Raw genomic sequence first — 16,963 nt, 5'->3', positions numbered from 1 at the left:
CACGGTTTCACAGGCTTTTTTGCCGCTTTCTCGTAAGCCTGCGGATAACTGTCATACTTTTCTGGCACAGTTGGACAGAGCATGACAAAGCTCGCCATAATAACCCCGAGACGGATTTGCCACGTCCCGAGTTAATCAACCGGAGTGTGAGTAGTAATGGGTCAGGAAAAGCTTTATATCGAAAAAGAACTGAGCTGGTTATCGTTCAACGAACGCGTATTGCAGGAAGCGGCGGATAAATCTAACCCGCTGATTGAGCGCATGCGCTTTCTGGGCATCTACTCTAACAACCTTGATGAGTTTTATAAGGTCCGGTTTGCCGAGCTTAAGCGGCGCATTATCATCAGCGAAGAGCAGGGTTCTAACTCTCATTCGCGCCACCTGCTGGGCAAGATCCAGTCGCGGGTGCTGAAGGCAGATCAGGAGTTCGACGGCCTGTATAACGATCTGCTGCTGGAGATGGCGCGCAACCAAATCTTTCTGATTAACGAACGCCAGCTTTCTGAAAACCAGCAGGTGTGGCTGCGTCACTACTTCAAACACTATCTGCGCCAGCACGTCACCCCAACGCTGATTAATCGCGACACCGATTTGGTGCAGTTTCTGAAAGACGATTACACCTATCTGGCGGTCGAAATTATTCGCGGCGAATCCATTCGCTACGCGCTGCTGGAGATCCCGGCGGATAAAGTGCCGCGCTTCGTGAATCTTCCGCCCGAAACCCCGCGCCGCCGCAAGCCGATGATCCTGCTGGATAACATTCTGCGCTTCTGCCTGGATGATATCTTTAAAGGCTTTTTCGATTACGACGCGCTGAACGCCTATTCCATGAAAATGACGCGCGACGCGGAATACGATCTGGTGCATGAGATGGAATCGAGCCTGCTGGAGCTGATGTCTTCAAGCCTCAAGCAGCGTCTCACCGCCGAGCCGGTGCGTTTCGTTTACCAGCGCGATATGCCGGATGCGATGGTACAAATGCTGCGCGAGAAGCTCTCTATCTCCCGCTATGACTCCATCGTGCCGGGCGGTCGCTACCATAACTTTAAAGATTTCATTAGCTTCCCGAATGTCGGCAAAGCGAATCTGATCAACAAACCGCTGCCGCGCCTGCGCCACATCTGGTTCGATCAATTCCGCAACGGCTTTGACGCCATTCGCGAGCGCGACGTGCTGCTCTACTACCCGTATCACACGTTCGAGCATGTGCTGGAACTGCTGCGCCAGGCGTCGTTTGACCCGAGCGTGCTGGCCATCAAAATCAATATCTATCGCGTGGCGAAAGACTCGCGCATTATCGACTCGATGATCCACGCCGCCCACAACGGCAAAAAAGTGACCGTCGTGGTGGAATTGCAGGCGCGATTTGATGAAGAGGCGAATATTCACTGGGCGAAACGCCTGACCGAAGCGGGCGTACATGTGATCTTCTCAGCGCCGGGCCTTAAGATCCATGCCAAACTGTTTCTCATCTCGCGTAAAGAGGGTGACGACGTGGTGCGCTACGCGCATATCGGCACCGGCAACTTTAACGAGAAAACCGCGCGCCTTTATACCGACTACTCGTTGCTGACCGCCGATGCGCGCATCACCAACGAAGTGCGCCGGGTATTTAACTTTATTGAAAACCCTTACCGCCCGGTGAGTTTCGATTACCTGCTGGTGTCGCCGCAAAACTCGCGCCGCCTGCTTTATGAAATGGTCGATCAGGAGATAGCCAACGCGCAGCAGGGGTTGCCGTCGGGGATTACGCTTAAGCTTAATAACCTCGTCGATAAAGGGCTGGTGGACAGGCTCTACGCGGCGTCCGGCTCCGGCGTAAAAGTGAATCTGCTGATTCGCGGCATGTGCTCGCTTATCCCGCAACTGGAAGGCCTGAGCGACAATATTCAGGTCATCAGTATCGTTGACCGCTATCTCGAACATGACCGGGTTTATATTTTCGAAAATGGCGGCGATAAGCGCGTTTATCTGTCGTCTGCCGACTGGATGACGCGTAATATCGACTACCGCATTGAAGTCGCCGCGCCGCTGCTGGACCCGCGCCTGAAACAGCGCATTCTGGATATCATTGATATCCTGTTCAGTGATACGGTGAAGGCCCGTTATGTGGACAAAGAACTGAGTAATCGCTATGTGCCGCGTGGTAATCGCCGCAAAGTTCGCGCACAATTGGCGATTTACGATTACATAAAATCTCTGGAACAGCCTGAATAATCTATGCCGATAACTTCTGATGCTCCACGACCGGAGGAATTTGCTGCGGTCGATCTCGGCTCTAACAGCTTCCATATGGTGATTGCCCGTGTGGTGGATGGCGCCATGCAAATCATTGGTCGTCTGAAACAGCGCGTACACCTGGCCGATGGGCTGGACGAAAATAATATGCTGAGCGAAGAGGCCATGGAGCGCGGCCTCGCCTGCCTCTCCCTGTTCGCCGAGCGCCTGCAGGGGTTTTCCGCGGCGAAAGTCTGCATCGTGGGCACCCACACGCTGCGCCAGGCCGCTAACGCGACGGATTTCCTGCGTCGCGCGGAAAAGGTTATCCCCTACCCGATTGAAATTATCTCCGGCAATGAAGAAGCGCGCCTGATTTTCATGGGCGTGGAACATACGCAGCCAGAGCGCGGGCGTAAGCTGGTTATCGATATCGGCGGCGGCTCGACAGAGCTGGTGATTGGCGAAGATTTCGAGCCGCAACTGGTGGAAAGCCGCCGCATGGGCTGCGTCAGTTTCGGGCAGCATTTCTTCCCGAACGGTGAGATAACGCCGGATAATTTCCGCCGCGCGCGTCTCGCCGCCGTGCAAAAGCTTGAAAGCCTCGCCTGGCAGTATCGTCTTAAAGGCTGGACCGTGGCGCTGGGCGCTTCCGGCACCATCAAAGCCGCGCATGAAGTGCTGGTAGAGATGGGCGAAAAAGACGGTTTTATCACGCCGGATCGCCTCGATATGCTGCGCGATGAAGTGCTGAAATTCGGCCACTTCTCCGCGCTTACCCTGCCGGGCCTGTCGGAAGAGCGCAAAGTCGTCTTCGTGCCGGGGCTGGCTATTCTCTGCGGCGTGTTTGACGCGCTGGCGATCCGCGAGCTGCGTCTCTCAGACGGCGCGCTGCGCGAAGGCGTGCTGTACGAGATGGAAGGCCGTTTCCGCCATCAGGATATCCGCATTCGCACCGCGCAGAGCCTCGCCAATCAGTACCATATCGACAGAGAACAGGCGCACCGGGTACTGGATACCACGATGCTGATGTATGAGCAGTGGGAGCAGCAGAATCCTAAGCTTGCGAACCCGTCGCTGGCGGCGCTCCTGAAATGGGCGGCGATGCTGCATGAAGTCGGGCTTGGCATTAACCACAGCGGCCTGCACCGCCATTCGGCGTATATCCTTCAGAACAGCGATCTGCCGGGCTTTAATCAGGAGCAGCAAATGATGATGGCGACGCTGGTGCGCTATCACCGTAAGGCGATTAAGCTCGACGAGCTGCCGCGCTTTACGCTGTACAAGAAAAAGCAGTTCCTGCCGCTTATCCAGCTGCTGCGCCTTGGCGTACTGCTGAACAATCAGCGTCAGGCGACCACCACACCGCCGACGCTGGTGCTGAATACCGATGAGAATCACTGGACGCTGCGTTTCCCGCACGACTGGTTCAGCCAGAACGCGCTGGTGCTGCTGGATCTCGAACGTGAGCAGCAGTACTGGGAAGGCGTTACCGGCTGGAAGCTGAATATTGAAGAAGAAGCGAGCCCGGAAGTGGCCGCCTGAAACACGAAACGGTGAGCCTGGCTCACCGTTTTTTTTATGCCTGCGCTTGGGGCTTCGCCGCGATAAGCGACTCCAGCGGTTGCGGCTTACCAATCACATAGCCCTGCAGATAATCGATACCGAGCGAACAAGCGACGTTTTTGATCTCTTCGCTTTCAACATACTCCGCCACCACCTGCATATTTTTCATCCGCGCCAGATGGCACATCGATTCAACAATCTGATAATCCAGACTGCTGGTCACGATATTGCGAATAAAACTGCCGTCGATTTTTAAAATATCGGCATTGATGCTTTTCAGCCGCGCGTAGCTCGCATAGCCGGTGCCGAAATCGTCAATTGCAATGCTACACCCCATTGCTCGCAGTCGCGAGAGCGTCATTTGCGTCTGTTCGACATTCGTGAACGACTGGCTTTCAGTGATTTCAAAAATCAGTTGCCAGGGCTCAATGTGATAACGCGCCAGCAGCCGCTGGACCTCGCCCGGAAACGGCACGCGACAGACTGTGGCAGGCGTCAGGTTGATAGAGAAACGGCTGCCTGGCAGCTGTTCGCGCCACTCATCCATAAATTGCAGTGTACTTTCCAGCACCATCAGATCGATGCGCGACGAGAGACCGAACTCATGCGCTACCGGCAGGAAATTCTCCGGGGCAATCAGTTCGCCGTCATCACCGCGCATACGCAACAGAATTTCGTAGTAGCTGTCGCCGCGCATCCCTTCGATACGCTGCGCCATCAACCGGAAATGATGATTATCTAGCGCCTGCTGGAGGCGGTTGAGCATATCCACTTTCAGCTTTACAGCTTTCTGCACGTGGTTTGCGCCACGACACTGCAAGCTTTCGGGCTGATTGGTGGCAAGCGACAGATCCGCCATGGTGCTCATTTCACCAAGCAACAAATGCAGATGCGTGACCGGCGAGCGCACAAAGCTGTAACTGATACCCACCTGCGGCTGTAACGGCATACCATCCCACATAAAGCGGAACTGCCGCACGCGTTTATCCAGCGCGTCGATGCGCTCAAGATACGATTCCGTGTGAATACGCAGCACTAAATCGTGCCCGGAAAGCTGGTACGCCAGCTCATCCGGCAGCAGGATCTGGCGCAACCACGCCGCCATCTGCTGTTTATAGAGAATGCGCAGCATGACGCCATAGTTGCGCCCCAGCAGCTCAAGCTCGGGAATACGCATAAAGCACAGCACTGACCAGGGCGCTTTGCCGAGATCCCGGTTCAGCGCACGCAGATTCGGCATGTGGCTTAACGGATCGATTAACGCCAGACGACGGCCGCGCAGATGCATCGTGCGCTGGCGGGTGGCCGTCAGCGCCATAAAGACAATCACCAGCGAAAAGACGCCATAGCTGGAGGTATTGACCACCATCTGGGTTTCGTAGCCGGGTACCGACGGGAAGTAGAGATAATAGAAATGACATAACACAGCCAGCACCGGCATCCAGACGGTTGTGATGAAGAAATAGCCAAACCGCATCGCGCCCCAGAGCATCACGGGCAACAGTAATGAAAGCGTATAGGTGGTACTGAACAGCGAACTGCTGTCGCCCGTCGGCTGCACCAGACAGCCAAGCAGGAACAGAATCACGCCGAGCCAGACAACCACTTCGATTTTGCTGACTTTCTTATCGCGCTGGGCACGCGCCTGCGAGAGAAAACTCTTCAGATAGCGCGGGTGGCACAGCACGCGAATCAGCAGATAGAAAAAAGGCATCCCCGTAAGGCAGCCGACCAGTACGGCCTGATAGCTGATAAGCGTCAATACGGTAAAAGGATTATCGCCCGTCAGTGACGTTGGACGTTCATAGAGCCCGAGAAACGCGGCTATCTGGTAAAACAGCATAAAGACCGAGGCGTTAAAGAACACCAGCCAGAACATACGCTGCGCGCCGCTGCGTGAATGCCACCAGGAAACCGCGTGCTGACCTGGCGCGAAAATACGGTAGCCTGCCCAGCTCAGCGTTATCGGGACAAAGAAATTCAGCAGCGTGACCGAGAGATCTAATAACCCCACATTGCGGTGATAATAGACAACGATGCCAAGGCCGATGCCGGGCAGCGCGCGACGGCCATAAATCATCAGAAAGGCGCTAAACAGCGACAGCGGCAGGTAATAAAGCACCACCAGACCGCCTTCAATATGCACGTAAGTATTGCCTGCGCGGGCGAGTGGTAATAACAACAGCGGTAACACCAGCGGCAGAGCCCACCACTGATCTTTATTTTTCTTGAGTGTTTCAACCGATAACATAGATGCTCGATACCAGGGTCCCGTTCCCGGGCAAGAATTTCAGGCAGGCATCCGACCTGGCTGTTGAGAAGCGCGACAGACCTGAGCCGGACGCGGCGCGGTTAGCCAATCTTAGCCACAGGAAACCGCTTTCCTTTGATATACATCAAGTAATGCAACCGCACCATACGCGAACCGGCATTTGCAGAAAAAGACTCTTATCGCGTTATGCATCAAATGCTTAAATCCATTGATAAAAATCATCCGCGGCAGATTCGTACGGAAATTTACATGATGAATAATTGACCTCTTCGGCTCGCTGTGCCTTAATATTTACGTCGCCCGCAGTTGACGGGTAAACCTGAAGGGTAAAGGCGTGTCACAGGCCACCAGCATACGAAGACGGGACAGATTCAACGGTCGAATGACCCGTATTGTACTGCTTATCAGTTTTCTTTTCTTCTTTGGTCGCTTTATCTACTCCGCCATCGGCGCGTGGTATCACCACCAGGATAAAGTCCAGGCCCAGCAAATCAGCATGCCTCTCGACGCCTCCTCGCAGCAACAGCAGCAGCGCTAGTGTCTTAAGCTTCCCTTGCGACGCCAGAAAACGCCCGCAATCGACGATTAACGGGCGTTTTTGTATTATCGATATAACGCCTTGCGGCGAGCGTATGTTTAACAGGAATTAGCTGTTCCGGTCAGACAGGTTTATGCATCATCATGGTAATAATTTGTTTATCGGTATATTGCATTGCGTGACAGGCCAGCGAGCAAAGCGCGTTCAGCGAATCCTCAACATCGTCGCAGACAATCCCTTCCCGGCCTGTAACCGCCGTATTATCGAGCGCCATCAGCACCGCTTTGAGCGCGCAGGCTGCCCCGGTAGAGACTTTCATGGCACAGCTGTTCGAAGCGCCGTCGCAGATTATGCCGGTGATATCCCCTACCATACTGTTAATCGCCATAGCAATGGTTTTCAGATCGCCGCCCAGCAGCCAGGCCATCCCTGCCGCCGCTCCCATTGAGGCCGTGGACGCCGCGCAAAGTGCGGATAGCGTCGGCAGTTTGCTGTGAATATAGACCGCCGTCAGGTGTGAGAGCATCAGCGCCCGCGCCAGTTGTTCCTGGCTTGCCTGAGTATATTCTGCGACCACCACTACCGGCATGGTGGCCGCAATCCCCTGGTTCCCTGAACCGGAATTACTCATGGCGGGCAGAGGTGCGCCCCCCATACGTGCATCAGAAGCCGCAGAAGAACGGATGAGAATACGGGTTAACAAATCATCGCCGATAAGCTCCCGCCCGCGCTGCCGCGCCAGCGTGGCGCCAATATGCAACCCCCATTCTTGACGCAGCCCTTCCAGAGAAAGCGCGTCATTTAGTGCAGCCGCATCAAGAATAAACGCAATATCCCTAAAGGCGGCATTCCGGGCGAAGTGTAAAATATCCTTCAGCGAAATATCCTGGAAGAACGCAGGCAGATTCACCGTAAGGTTTTTCTGCGCGCTGGCGTCGCGATGAAAAATCACCCTGTCGCCCTGCTCAATACGGATGATGTTGGTATGATCGTCAGCAATAGTGGCCGTGGCATGATGCTCTCCATGCCAGACCCGAACCCGCGCATACAGCACCGCTTTGCAGTCAGGATCAATAGCGATCCGCACCTGCTTTTGCGCAGTCCACCGTATGGCTTCGGTGACATCAGTCTGGGTGACATTCTTAAGCACCTCCAGACCGCATGCTGGATCCCCGCATAAAGCGCCCAGCGCTGCCGCCACCGGCAAACCTGTCATCCCCGTTCCGGGGATCGTGACTCCCATACCGTTTTTCATCAGGTTCGGTGATACGGTCGCTTCCAGGCGCTGCGCATCTCCCGCAAGAAAGGATGCCGCCGTAGCGGCCGCCAGCGCGAGAGAGACAGGTTCAGTACAGCCCAGCGCCGGTTTCACTTCAGTTTTCACAATCTGTAGGAAATTCTCCCACAGCCCGGCAGTGTGTATAGTGTTCATCACATCATCTCTCATCTTGATTATGCAAAGGCCAGGAGCGGCGAGACGCAGAGCAGGGTGATGCTGCCAACTTACTGATTTAGTGTATGATGGTGTTTTTGAGGTGCTCCAGTGGCTTCTGTTTCTATCAGCTGTCCCTCCTGTTCAGCTACTGACGGGGTGGTGCGTAACGGCAAAAGCACCGCCGGACATCAGCGCTATCTCTGCTCTCACTGCCGTAAAACATGGCAACTGCAGTTCACTTACACCGCTTCTCAACCCGGTACGCACCAGAAAATCATTGATATGGACATGAATGGCGTTGGATGCCGGGCAACCGCCCGCATTATGGGCGTTGGCCTCAACACGATTTTCCGCCATTTAAAAAACTCAGGCCGCAGTCGGTAACCTCGCGCATACAGCCGGGCAGTGACGTCATCGTCTGCGCGGAAATGGACGAACAGTGGGGATACGTCGGGGCTAAATCGCGCCAGCGCTGGCTGTTTTACGCGTATGACAGGCTCCGGAAGACGGTTGTTGCGCACGTATTCGGTGAACGCACTATGGCGACGCAGGGGCGTCTTATGAGCCTGCTGTCACCCTTTGACGTGGTGATATGGATGACGGATGGCTGGCCGCTGTATGAATCCCGCCTGAAGGGAAAGCTGCACGTAATCAGCAAGCGATATACGCAGCGAATTGAGCGGCATAACCTGAATCTGAGGCAGCACCTGGCACGGCTGGGACGGAAGTCGCTGTCGTTCTCAAAATCGGTGGAGCTGCATGACAAAGTCATCGGGCATTATCTGAACATAAAACACTATCAATAAGTTGGAGTCATTACCCATGTTGCCATGTGTTTCAACCTTGTTTTACCTGATACAGGAATCGGCTTTTTAACTGTCGCTCCTTTTCATGCCGTTAAGGGCACGTTTTTTATTACCGTGACAGGCCGCTCTCAACCATTCCGCCCGGAAGGTGCCGGTGAAATAGCAATGCGCCACTATAAAAAAACCCTCTGTATAAACAGAGGGTTGATTGACGTTTAATTGCTTATGAATGCGTCGGAAAGCTGCGAAATCATTCCCACTCAATCGTCGCGGGCGGCTTACCGCTGATATCATAAACCACACGGGAAATGCCGTTGATTTCATTGATAATACGGTTGGAAACGCGGCCCAGGAAATCGTATGGCAGATGCGCCCAGTGAGCGGTCATAAAGTCGATGGTTTCGACCGCACGCAGTGAGACGACCCAGTCATACTTACGGCCATCGCCCATCACGCCGACAGAGCGCACCGGCAGGAACACCGCGAATGCCTGGCTCACTTTGTCGTAGAGATCCGCACGGCGCAGCTCTTCGATGAAGATAGCATCGGCGCGGCGCAGCAGGTCGCAGTACTCTTTTTTCACTTCGCCCAGCACGCGCACACCGAGACCCGGCCCCGGGAACGGGTGGCGATAGAGCATGTCATACGGCAGGCCCAGCTCCAGACCAATTTTGCGCACTTCGTCTTTAAACAGCTCTTTGAGCGGCTCGACGAGGCCCATTTTCATCTCTTTCGGCAGGCCGCCCACGTTGTGGTGAGATTTGATCACGTGCGCTTTGCCGGTGGCAGACGCCGCAGATTCAATCACATCCGGGTAGATAGTGCCCTGCGCCAGCCATTTCACATCTTCTAGCTTCAGCGCTTCTTCGTCGAACACTTCCACAAATACGCGGCCGATGGTTTTACGCTTGGCTTCCGGCTCGTCGATGCCCGCCAGCGCGTCAAGGAAGCGCGCTTCCGCCGGAACGTGAACGATGTTAAGGCCGAAATGGTCGCCGAACATATCCATCACCTGCTCGGCTTCGTTCAGGCGCAGCAGGCCGTTATCAACAAATACACAGGTCAGACGGTCGCCAATCGCGCGGTGCAGCAGCATGGCGGTCACTGAGGAATCCACGCCGCCGGAGAGGCCCAGGATCACGCGATCGTTACCCACCTGCTGACGAATGCGCTCAACCGCGTCGTCGATGATTTTCGCCGGCGTCCACAGCGCTTCGCACTCACAGATGTCGCGCACAAAGCGCTCCAGCATACGCAGGCCCTGACGGGTGTGGGTCACTTCCGGGTGGAACTGCACGCCGTAGAAACGCTTCTCTTCGTTCGCCATGATCGCGAACGGACAGGTTTCGGTGCTGGCGACGGTCACGAAATCAGACGGAATGGCGGTCACTTTATCGCCGTGGCTCATCCAGACATCCAGCAGTGGGTTGCCGTCGGCGCTCAGCGCATCTTCAATACCACGCACCAGCGCGCTGTCGGTTTTAACTTCTACCTGCGCATAACCAAATTCACGCTCGTTAGAACCTTCCACATGGCCGCCCAGCTGCATCGCCATGGTCTGCATACCGTAGCAAACGCCAAGCACCGGCACACCGGCGTTAAAGACATATTCCGGCGCGCGCGGGCTGTTCTCTTCAGTGGTGCTCTCCGGGCCGCCGGAAAGGATAATTCCGTTCGGATTAAAGCCGCGGATTTGCTCTTCCGTCACGTCCCAGGCCCACAGTTCACAGTAAACGCCCAGCTCACGCACGCGGCGGGCCACCAGTTGGGTGTACTGAGAACCGAAGTCGAGGATTAGGATACGATGCTTATGAATGTTGTCCGTCATTGACGCGTTTTCCAGAAAGTAGCTGATACAAAGTAAACGCCCGGCGCGAACGCCGGGCGAAGAAAATTAAGAACCCATACGGTAGTTCGGAGACTCTTTGGTGATGGTCACATCGTGAACGTGGCTTTCCTGAATGCCCGCGCCGCTGATGCGCACGAATTCCGCTTTGGTGCGCAGTTCGTCGATCGTAGCGCAGCCGGTCAGGCCCATGCAGGAGCGCAGGCCGCCCATCTGCTGGTGGATGATTTCTTTCAGACGGCCTTTATACGCGACGCGGCCTTCGATGCCTTCCGGCACCAGCTTGTCAGCGGCGTTATCGGTCTGGAAATAGCGGTCGGAAGAGCCTTTGGACATCGCGCCGAGCGAGCCCATGCCACGATAGGATTTATATGCGCGGCCCTGGTAGAGTTCGATTTCGCCCGGGGATTCATCCGTGCCAGCCAGCATGGAGCCAACCATCACGACGCTTGCGCCCGCCGCGATCGCTTTGGCGATATCGCCTGAGAAACGAATGCCGCCGTCCGCGATAACCGGAATACCGGTGCCTTCCAGCGCTTCTACCGCGTCCGCCACGGCGGTGATCTGCGGTACGCCCACGCCGGTTACGATACGGGTGGTACAGATAGAACCAGGACCGATGCCCACTTTCACCGCACTGACGCCTGCGTCCGCCAGGGCTTTCGCGCCTGCGGCCGTCGCGACGTTACCGCCGATGATTTGCAGATCCGGGTATTTCGCGCGGGTTTCGCGAATGCGTTGCAGCACGCCTTCGGAGTGGCCGTGAGAAGAGTCAATCAGCAGCACGTCAACGCCTGCGGCAACCAGCGCGTCAACACGCTCTTCGTTACCGGCACCCGCGCCCACCGCCGCACCGACGCGCAGACGGCCCTGCTCGTCTTTACAGGCGTTCGGTTTACGTTCGGCTTTCTGGAAATCTTTTACGGTGATCATGCCGCGCAGGTGGAAGCTCTCATCCACGACCAGCGCTTTCTCAACGCGTTTTTCGTGCATTTTCGCCAACACAACGTCGCGGGATTCGCCTTCGCGAACGGTCACCAGACGCGCTTTCGGCGTCATGTAAACACTGACCGGCTGATTCAGATCGGTCACGAAGCGCACGTCGCGCCCGGTGATGATACCGACCAGTTCGTTCTCTTCAGTCACAACCGGGTAGCCTGCGAAGCCGTTGCGCTCGGTCAATTCTTTCACTTCACGCAGGGTGGTGGTCGGCAGGACGGTCTGCGGGTCAGTCACGACGCCGGATTCATGTTTTTTCACGCGGCGAACTTCTTCCGCCTGGCGCTCGATAGACATGTTTTTGTGGATAAAGCCGATGCCGCCTTCCTGCGCCAGGGCAATCGCCAGACGCGCTTCCGTGACAGTATCCATCGCCGCAGAAAGCATCGGGATGTTCAAGCGGATGGTTTTGGTCAGTTGCGTGCTGAGATCTGCGGTGTTCGGCAGAACGGTAGAGTGAGCGGGAACGAGGAGGACGTCGTCAAACGTCAGTGCTTCTTTAGCGATACGTAGCATGGGCAATATCTCAACCTGGGGTGAATGAGAACAGATAAAATATTGCCGCGGCATTATACAGAGCGTAACCGATTGCTTCTACATTTTTTTGCGAAAAAAGGTTGCGCTGGTCTGCGCGAAGGTTACTATCGATTGAATAACCCGCTGATTTAAAATTTGATCCAGCTCACATGCCGCTTACTCAGACACCCTCAATTTTTACCGTCAGCCGCCTTAACCAGAGCGTGCGTCTGCTGCTTGAGCAGGAGATGGGCCAGGTCTGGATCAGCGGCGAAATCTCCAACTTCACTCAGCCCGCGTCCGGTCACTGGTACTTTACGCTCAAAGACGACACCGCCCAGGTGCGCTGTGCGATGTTTCGCAACAGCAATCGTCGCGTGACGTTCCGCCCCCAACATGGCCAGCAGGTGCTGGTGCGCGCCAATATCACGCTCTACGAGCCGCGCGGCGACTATCAAATCATCGTCGAAAGCATGCAGCCTGCCGGTGAAGGCTTGCTTCAACAGCGCTATGAACAGCTTAAGCAGCAGCTCGCCGCCGAAGGGTTGTTCGATCCGGCGCTGAAAAAGCCGCTGCCCTCCCCGGCGCGCCAGGTGGGCGTGATTACGTCGAAAACCGGCGCAGCGCTGCACGATGTGCTGAATGTCTTACGCCGTCGCGATCCGTCGTTACCGGTGGTTATCTACCCGACCGCCGTACAGGGCGACGACGCGCCCGCGCAGATTGTGCGCGCCATTGAGCTTGCCAACCTGCGTGATGAATGCGACGTGTTAATCGTCGGGCGTGGCGGCGGCTCGCTGGAAGATTTGTGGAGCTTTAACGACGAACGCGTCGCGCGGGCGATTTTCGCAAGCCGCATTCCGGTCGTCAGCGCGGTCGGCCATGAAACCGACGTCACTATCGCCGATTTCGTCGCGGATCTGCGCGCGCCAACGCCGTCCGCCGCCGCCGAGATAGTCAGCCGCAACCAGCTTGAACTGCTGCGCCAGGTACAGGCCTTGCAGCAGCGTCTGGAAATGGCGATGGACTACTCGCTGGCTAACCGCCAGCAGCGCTTTACGCGCCTGCATCACCGTCTTGAACAGCAGCACCCGCAGCTGCGCCTCGCCCGCCAGCAAACGCTGTTGATGCGCCTGCGCCAGCGTATGGATAACGCGCTGGACAGCCGGATGCGCCAGGCAACGCAGCGTCAGACCCGCCTGATGCAACGTCTGAACCAGCAGCAGCCGCTGCCGCGTCTGCATCGCGCCTCGGCGCGCGTTCAGCAACTGGAGTATCGCCTCGGGCAGATTATCGCGGCCCGCCTGAGCCACACGCGTGAGCGCTTCGGCAACGCCATTACGCATCTGGAGGCCGTCAGCCCGCTCGCAACACTTGCACGCGGCTACAGCGTCACCACGGCGCAGGATGGCAACGTGCTGAAGGCGACGAAGCAGGTGCGGCCCGGCGATATGCTGACTACGCGGCTTGCCGACGGCTGGGTGGAAAGCGAAGTGCGTCAAATTACACCCGCCAAAAAAACGCGCAAAAAGAAAACCGGATAAACCTCAGCAGCGCCGGACTGGTCGCGAACTATACTGCAAGTGTTGGTTTTTTCAACGGCACTTGCCGTGTAAGGAGACCCTAATGAACCAGTCACGTTATCCAACCGTTATTCCCCCGTACATCCTGCGCCGCATTATCGATCATGGCTCAGAGCCCCAGCAGCAGAAAGCGCGCCAGACCCTCACCCACGTCCAGACCCTGATGGCGCATCAGCCCAAAGAGACCGCTGCCGCGCATGTCTCCGCCAAAGGCAAGCTGGAGCGCGATATCTATGACGCGCAGAACCGCGAAACGCTGCCAGGCGAGCTTGTGCGCCGCGAAGGCGCGCCATCCAACGGCGACGTCGCCGTGGACGAAGCCTACGACTATCTGGGCGTGACGCACGATTTTTTCTGGAAAGCGTATAAGCGCGATTCGCTCGACAACAAAGGCCTTGTGCTCAGCGGTACGGTACATTACGGGCAGGAATACCAGAACGCCTTCTGGAACGGCCAGCAGATGGTCTTTGGCGACGGCGATGGCGAAATCTTCAATCGCTTTACTATCGCCATTGACGTGGTGGGCCATGAGCTTAGCCACGGCGTGACGGAAACCGAAGCCGGGCTTATCTATTTCGAACAGGCGGGCGCGCTCAACGAATCGCTTTCTGACGTCTTCGGCTCGCTGGTGAAACAGTATCAGCGCCAGCAGACGGCAGATCAGGCGGACTGGATCATCGGCGAAGGGCTACTGGCGGAAGACATCAACGGCAAAGGGCTGCGCTCGATGTCAGAGCCAGGCACCGCGTATGATGACCCGCTGCTCGGCAAAGATCCACAGCCCGGCCACATGAAAGATTATGTGAAAACCCGCGAGGATAACGGCGGCGTGCATATCAATTCCGGCATACCTAACCGCGCGTTTTATCTCGCGGCGACAGCCATCGGCGGGTACGCCTGGGAGAAAGCCGGTTATGCGTGGTATGACACGGTTTGTGACCGCTCACTCTCGCAAAATGCGGATTTCGCCAGCTTCGCGAAGCTGACTATCGAGCAGGGGCGTAAACGCTCCGGCGACAGTGTGGCGCAGGCAATTGAACAGGCGTGGAAAACCACAGGGGTGTTGTGATGGATTTGCCAGATCTGACGGATGACGCCGTCGTGGAGCTGGCGCGTGAAGGCGGCGTGGCGTATATGCCACGCCTGGCCGGTCAGCGGCGTATCGCCGTCGCTGAGTTAAACGCCCAGCAGCGTCAACGGCTTATCGATATTCTGCACCAGGCTCTGCCACAGGCGTTTCCGCCCGGACAGTCCGATTCGCCCGGGGGCGGCGATCAGCGCTACTTCCGCATCCAGATCCTCTGGACGCAGCATAATCAGGCGGGCTACGCCGACATCGTTCTGCTGGTGCCGGAAAACGCCGCGCCGGAAGGGCTGCGCGAGCTCTGGAAGCGTGGCGAAGACTGCATCTGCGACTAGTGCGCCTGCAGCGTAAATTCCACGCGTTTACGGGAAATGAGACCGTGGCCGTTACGGCAGAAATAGTCCACCGCACCACACGCTTTCAGCACTTCCAGGGGCTGATGGCACTCCGGGCAGCGCGCCTCGACCTGGTAATCCTGATGACATGCATAGCAATGCGCGCCGCGCTCGCTTTGTTCAAGCTCGTGCTGACAGTTCGGACAACGTAATTCCACGTGAGACCTCCTTGAAAACACAGCGGGAGTCATGATGACTCCCGCTTCGGTTATTTACTTTTCTTGATGTGCTTAATCAGGCGCTTACGCTTACGCAACTGGTTTGGCGTCAGCGTGTTGCGCTTGTTGGCGAACGGGTTCGCGCCTTCCTTAAACTGAATGCGAATCGGCGTACCCATCACATCCAGCGATTTGCGGAAGTAGTTCATCAGATAGCGTTTGTAGGAATCCGGCAGGTCTTTCACCTGAGTGCCGTGGATCACCACAATCGGCGGGTTATAACCGCCCGCATGCGCATACTTCAGCTTCACGCGGCGGCCACGCACCATCGGCGGCTGATGGTCTTCTTCCGCCATTTTCATAATGCGTGTCAGCAGCGCCGTGCTGACGCGGCGCGTGGAGCTGTCATAGGCTTCGCGTACCGATTCAAACAGGTTACCAACGCCACTGCCGTGTAGCGCAGAGATAAAGTGTACGCGGGCGAAATCGATAAAGCCGAGACGGTAATCCAGCGTCTCTTTCACTTCTTCTTTCACTTCCTGGCTCAGGCCGTCCCACTTGTTGACGACGATAACCAGCGAACGACCGCTGTTGAGAATAAAGCCCAGCAGCGAGAGATCCTGATCGGAAATGCCTTCACGCGCATCAATAACCAGCAGCACCACGTTGGCGTCTTCAATCGCCTGCAGCGTTTTGATGACCGAGAATTTTTCCACCACATCGGTGATTTTGCCGCGCTTACGCACGCCCGCGGTATCGATGAGGACGAATTCGCGTCCGTCGCGCTCCATCGGAATGTAGATGCTGTCGCGCGTGGTGCCCGGCATGTCAAAAACCACGACGCGGTCTTCACCAAGAATACGGTTAGTGAGTGTGGACTTACCTACGTTCGGACGACCAACGATAGCCAGTTTGATCGGCAGATCCTGCGGGTTGAAATCGTCCTCTTCTTCTTCGACGAGTTCACCGTTCTGCTCAGCTTCAAACTGCGCCCAGTATTCGGCTTCTTCATCCACTTCTTCCGGCGGATCGACATCGTCCATCCACGGCACCAGCACGTGTTCAAGCAGCGAGGTCACGCCACGACCATGAGAAGCGGCGATCGGGTGAATTTCACCGAGGCCAAGCGAATAGAAATCAGAGACCGCCTGATCCGGATCGAGACCGTCAGTTTTATTAGCGACCAGGAAGGTCGGTTTCTGGCGGCTGCGCAGATGTTTAGCGATTGCCTCATCCGCCGGCATCAGGCCAGCGCGGGCATCTACCATGAAAAGCACCACATCGGCTTCTTCAATCGCCAGCAGCGACTGTTCCGCCATGCGGGTTTCCACGCCCTCTTCCGAGCCGTCGATACCGCCGGTATCGATACAGATAAATTCACGTCCTTCCACTTCAGCACGACCATATTTGCGGTCACGCGTCAGCCCCGGGAAATCCGCTACCAGCGCATCCCGGGTGCGGGTTAAACGGTTGAACAACGTGGATTTTCCGACGTTAGGGCGCCCGACCAGCGCGACCACAGGTATCATTCTTAAAGCCTCATTACTG

General features: G+C 56.4%; 13 protein-coding genes. 7 read left to right on the top strand and 6 right to left on the bottom strand.

Annotation, left to right across the window (positions count from 1 at the left end; all coding sequences use genetic code 11):
- Window positions 1–156: 156 nt before the first annotated feature.
- Window positions 157–2,217 carry a polyphosphate kinase 1 gene (ppk1, locus tag CSK29544_RS09775; RefSeq protein WP_007900053.1) on the top strand — a complete coding sequence of 687 codons (2,061 nt, stop codon included), beginning with the start codon at window positions 157–159 and terminating at the stop codon, window positions 2,215–2,217.
- Between the two features lie 3 nt (window positions 2,218–2,220).
- Window positions 2,221–3,762, top strand: a complete 1,542-nt coding sequence (gene ppx, locus CSK29544_RS09770; protein ID WP_007900051.1) for an exopolyphosphatase — start codon at window positions 2,221–2,223, stop codon at window positions 3,760–3,762.
- 34 nt (window positions 3,763–3,796) lie between these two features.
- On the opposite strand, the gene CSK29544_RS09765 is transcribed toward ppx, so the two are convergent.
- Window positions 3,797–6,034 (bottom strand): sensor domain-containing phosphodiesterase, encoded by a 2,238-nt coding sequence (locus tag CSK29544_RS09765; RefSeq protein WP_007900044.1) that lies wholly within the window; start codon window positions 6,032–6,034, stop codon window positions 3,797–3,799.
- Between the two features lie 355 nt (window positions 6,035–6,389).
- Here CSK29544_RS09765 and CSK29544_RS22700 point away from each other — a divergent pair, with 355 nt between their 5' ends.
- Entirely contained in the window at window positions 6,390–6,593 is a 204-nt protein-coding gene (locus CSK29544_RS22700; protein ID WP_004386987.1) for a YfgG family protein, read from the top strand.
- 121 nt (window positions 6,594–6,714) lie between these two features.
- On the opposite strand, the gene CSK29544_RS09755 is transcribed toward CSK29544_RS22700, so the two are convergent.
- Window positions 6,715–8,025: an L-cysteine desulfidase family protein gene (locus tag CSK29544_RS09755; protein ID WP_007900042.1), complete on the bottom strand. Its 1,311-nt coding sequence runs from the start codon at window positions 8,023–8,025 to the stop codon at window positions 6,715–6,717.
- Between the two features lie 111 nt (window positions 8,026–8,136).
- On the opposite strand from CSK29544_RS09755, the gene CSK29544_RS09750 reads away from it, so the two are divergent.
- Window positions 8,137–8,834, top strand: a protein-coding gene (locus tag CSK29544_RS09750; protein ID WP_242463455.1) for an IS1-like element IS1B family transposase whose coding sequence is annotated in 2 segments (ribosomal slippage) — window positions 8,137–8,386 and window positions 8,386–8,834 — 699 coding nt in all. Because the reading frame shifts where the segments join, the coding sequence is not laid out codon by codon here.
- A 250-nt stretch (window positions 8,835–9,084) separates the two neighbouring features.
- On the opposite strand, the gene guaA is transcribed toward CSK29544_RS09750, so the two are convergent.
- Both guaA and guaB read right to left on the bottom strand, forming a co-directional pair.
- Window positions 9,085–10,662: a glutamine-hydrolyzing GMP synthase gene (gene guaA / locus CSK29544_RS09745; protein WP_007897290.1), complete on the bottom strand. Its 1,578-nt coding sequence runs from the start codon at window positions 10,660–10,662 to the stop codon at window positions 9,085–9,087.
- A 66-nt stretch (window positions 10,663–10,728) separates the two neighbouring features.
- Complete coding sequence (guaB, locus tag CSK29544_RS09740; RefSeq protein ID WP_004386985.1) at window positions 10,729–12,195, bottom strand: IMP dehydrogenase; 1,467 nt, start codon at window positions 12,193–12,195, stop codon at window positions 10,729–10,731.
- Window positions 12,196–12,365: 170 nt separating this feature from the next.
- Here guaB and xseA point away from each other — a divergent pair, with 170 nt between their 5' ends.
- From xseA to CSK29544_RS09725, 3 genes are all read left to right on the top strand, one after another.
- Entirely contained in the window at window positions 12,366–13,739 is a 1,374-nt protein-coding gene (gene xseA / locus CSK29544_RS09735) for an exodeoxyribonuclease VII large subunit (protein ID WP_007897289.1), read from the top strand.
- Window positions 13,740–13,821: 82 nt separating this feature from the next.
- Window positions 13,822–14,847, top strand: coding sequence for a M4 family metallopeptidase (locus CSK29544_RS09730; RefSeq protein WP_007897288.1), 1,026 nt, complete (start codon window positions 13,822–13,824; stop codon window positions 14,845–14,847).
- Window positions 14,847–15,197 carry a protealysin inhibitor emfourin gene (locus CSK29544_RS09725; RefSeq protein ID WP_007897287.1) on the top strand — a complete coding sequence of 117 codons (351 nt, stop codon included), beginning with the start codon at window positions 14,847–14,849 and terminating at the stop codon, window positions 15,195–15,197. Before CSK29544_RS09730 ends, CSK29544_RS09725 begins: the two co-directional genes overlap by 1 nt.
- Here the strand turns inward: CSK29544_RS09725 and CSK29544_RS09720 are convergent.
- Window positions 15,194–15,415: a zinc ribbon domain-containing protein gene (locus CSK29544_RS09720; RefSeq protein ID WP_007897286.1), complete on the bottom strand. Its 222-nt coding sequence runs from the start codon at window positions 15,413–15,415 to the stop codon at window positions 15,194–15,196. The genes CSK29544_RS09725 and CSK29544_RS09720 overlap by 4 nt on opposite strands.
- Before the next feature lie 50 nt (window positions 15,416–15,465).
- A complete protein-coding gene (der, locus tag CSK29544_RS09715; protein WP_004386980.1) occupies window positions 15,466–16,944 on the bottom strand; it encodes a ribosome biogenesis GTPase Der in 1,479 nt (492 codons plus the stop codon).
- Window positions 16,945–16,963: the final 19 nt, after the last annotated feature.

The sequence above is a fragment of the Cronobacter sakazakii genome (genome assembly GCF_000982825.1).
In the GTDB taxonomy this organism is placed as follows: domain Bacteria; phylum Pseudomonadota; class Gammaproteobacteria; order Enterobacterales; family Enterobacteriaceae; genus Cronobacter; species Cronobacter sakazakii.
Note: the sequence above shows the minus strand (reverse complement) of the source record. Positions and strands in the feature narration are given on the sequence as shown.

What these genes read in the sequence shown, in the direction of transcription:
- CSK29544_RS09725 (WP_007897287.1), top strand. Translation starts at nt 14,847, where the DNA reads ATGGATTTGCCAGATCTGACGGATGACGCCGTCGTGGAGCTGGCGCGT.
- CSK29544_RS09730 (WP_007897288.1), top strand. Translation starts at nt 13,822, where the DNA reads ATGAACCAGTCACGTTATCCAACCGTTATTCCCCCGTACATCCTGCGC.
- CSK29544_RS09755 (WP_007900042.1), bottom strand. Translation starts at nt 8,025, where the DNA reads ATGAACACTATACACACTGCCGGGCTGTGGGAGAATTTCCTACAGATT.
- ppk1 (WP_007900053.1), top strand. Translation starts at nt 157, where the DNA reads ATGGGTCAGGAAAAGCTTTATATCGAAAAAGAACTGAGCTGGTTATCG.
- guaB (WP_004386985.1), bottom strand. Translation starts at nt 12,195, where the DNA reads ATGCTACGTATCGCTAAAGAAGCACTGACGTTTGACGACGTCCTCCTC.
- CSK29544_RS09765 (WP_007900044.1), bottom strand. Translation starts at nt 6,034, where the DNA reads ATGTTATCGGTTGAAACACTCAAGAAAAATAAAGATCAGTGGTGGGCT.
- ppx (WP_007900051.1), top strand. Translation starts at nt 2,221, where the DNA reads ATGCCGATAACTTCTGATGCTCCACGACCGGAGGAATTTGCTGCGGTC.
- xseA (WP_007897289.1), top strand. Translation starts at nt 12,366, where the DNA reads ATGCCGCTTACTCAGACACCCTCAATTTTTACCGTCAGCCGCCTTAAC.
- der (WP_004386980.1), bottom strand. Translation starts at nt 16,944, where the DNA reads ATGATACCTGTGGTCGCGCTGGTCGGGCGCCCTAACGTCGGAAAATCC.
- guaA (WP_007897290.1), bottom strand. Translation starts at nt 10,662, where the DNA reads ATGACGGACAACATTCATAAGCATCGTATCCTAATCCTCGACTTCGGT.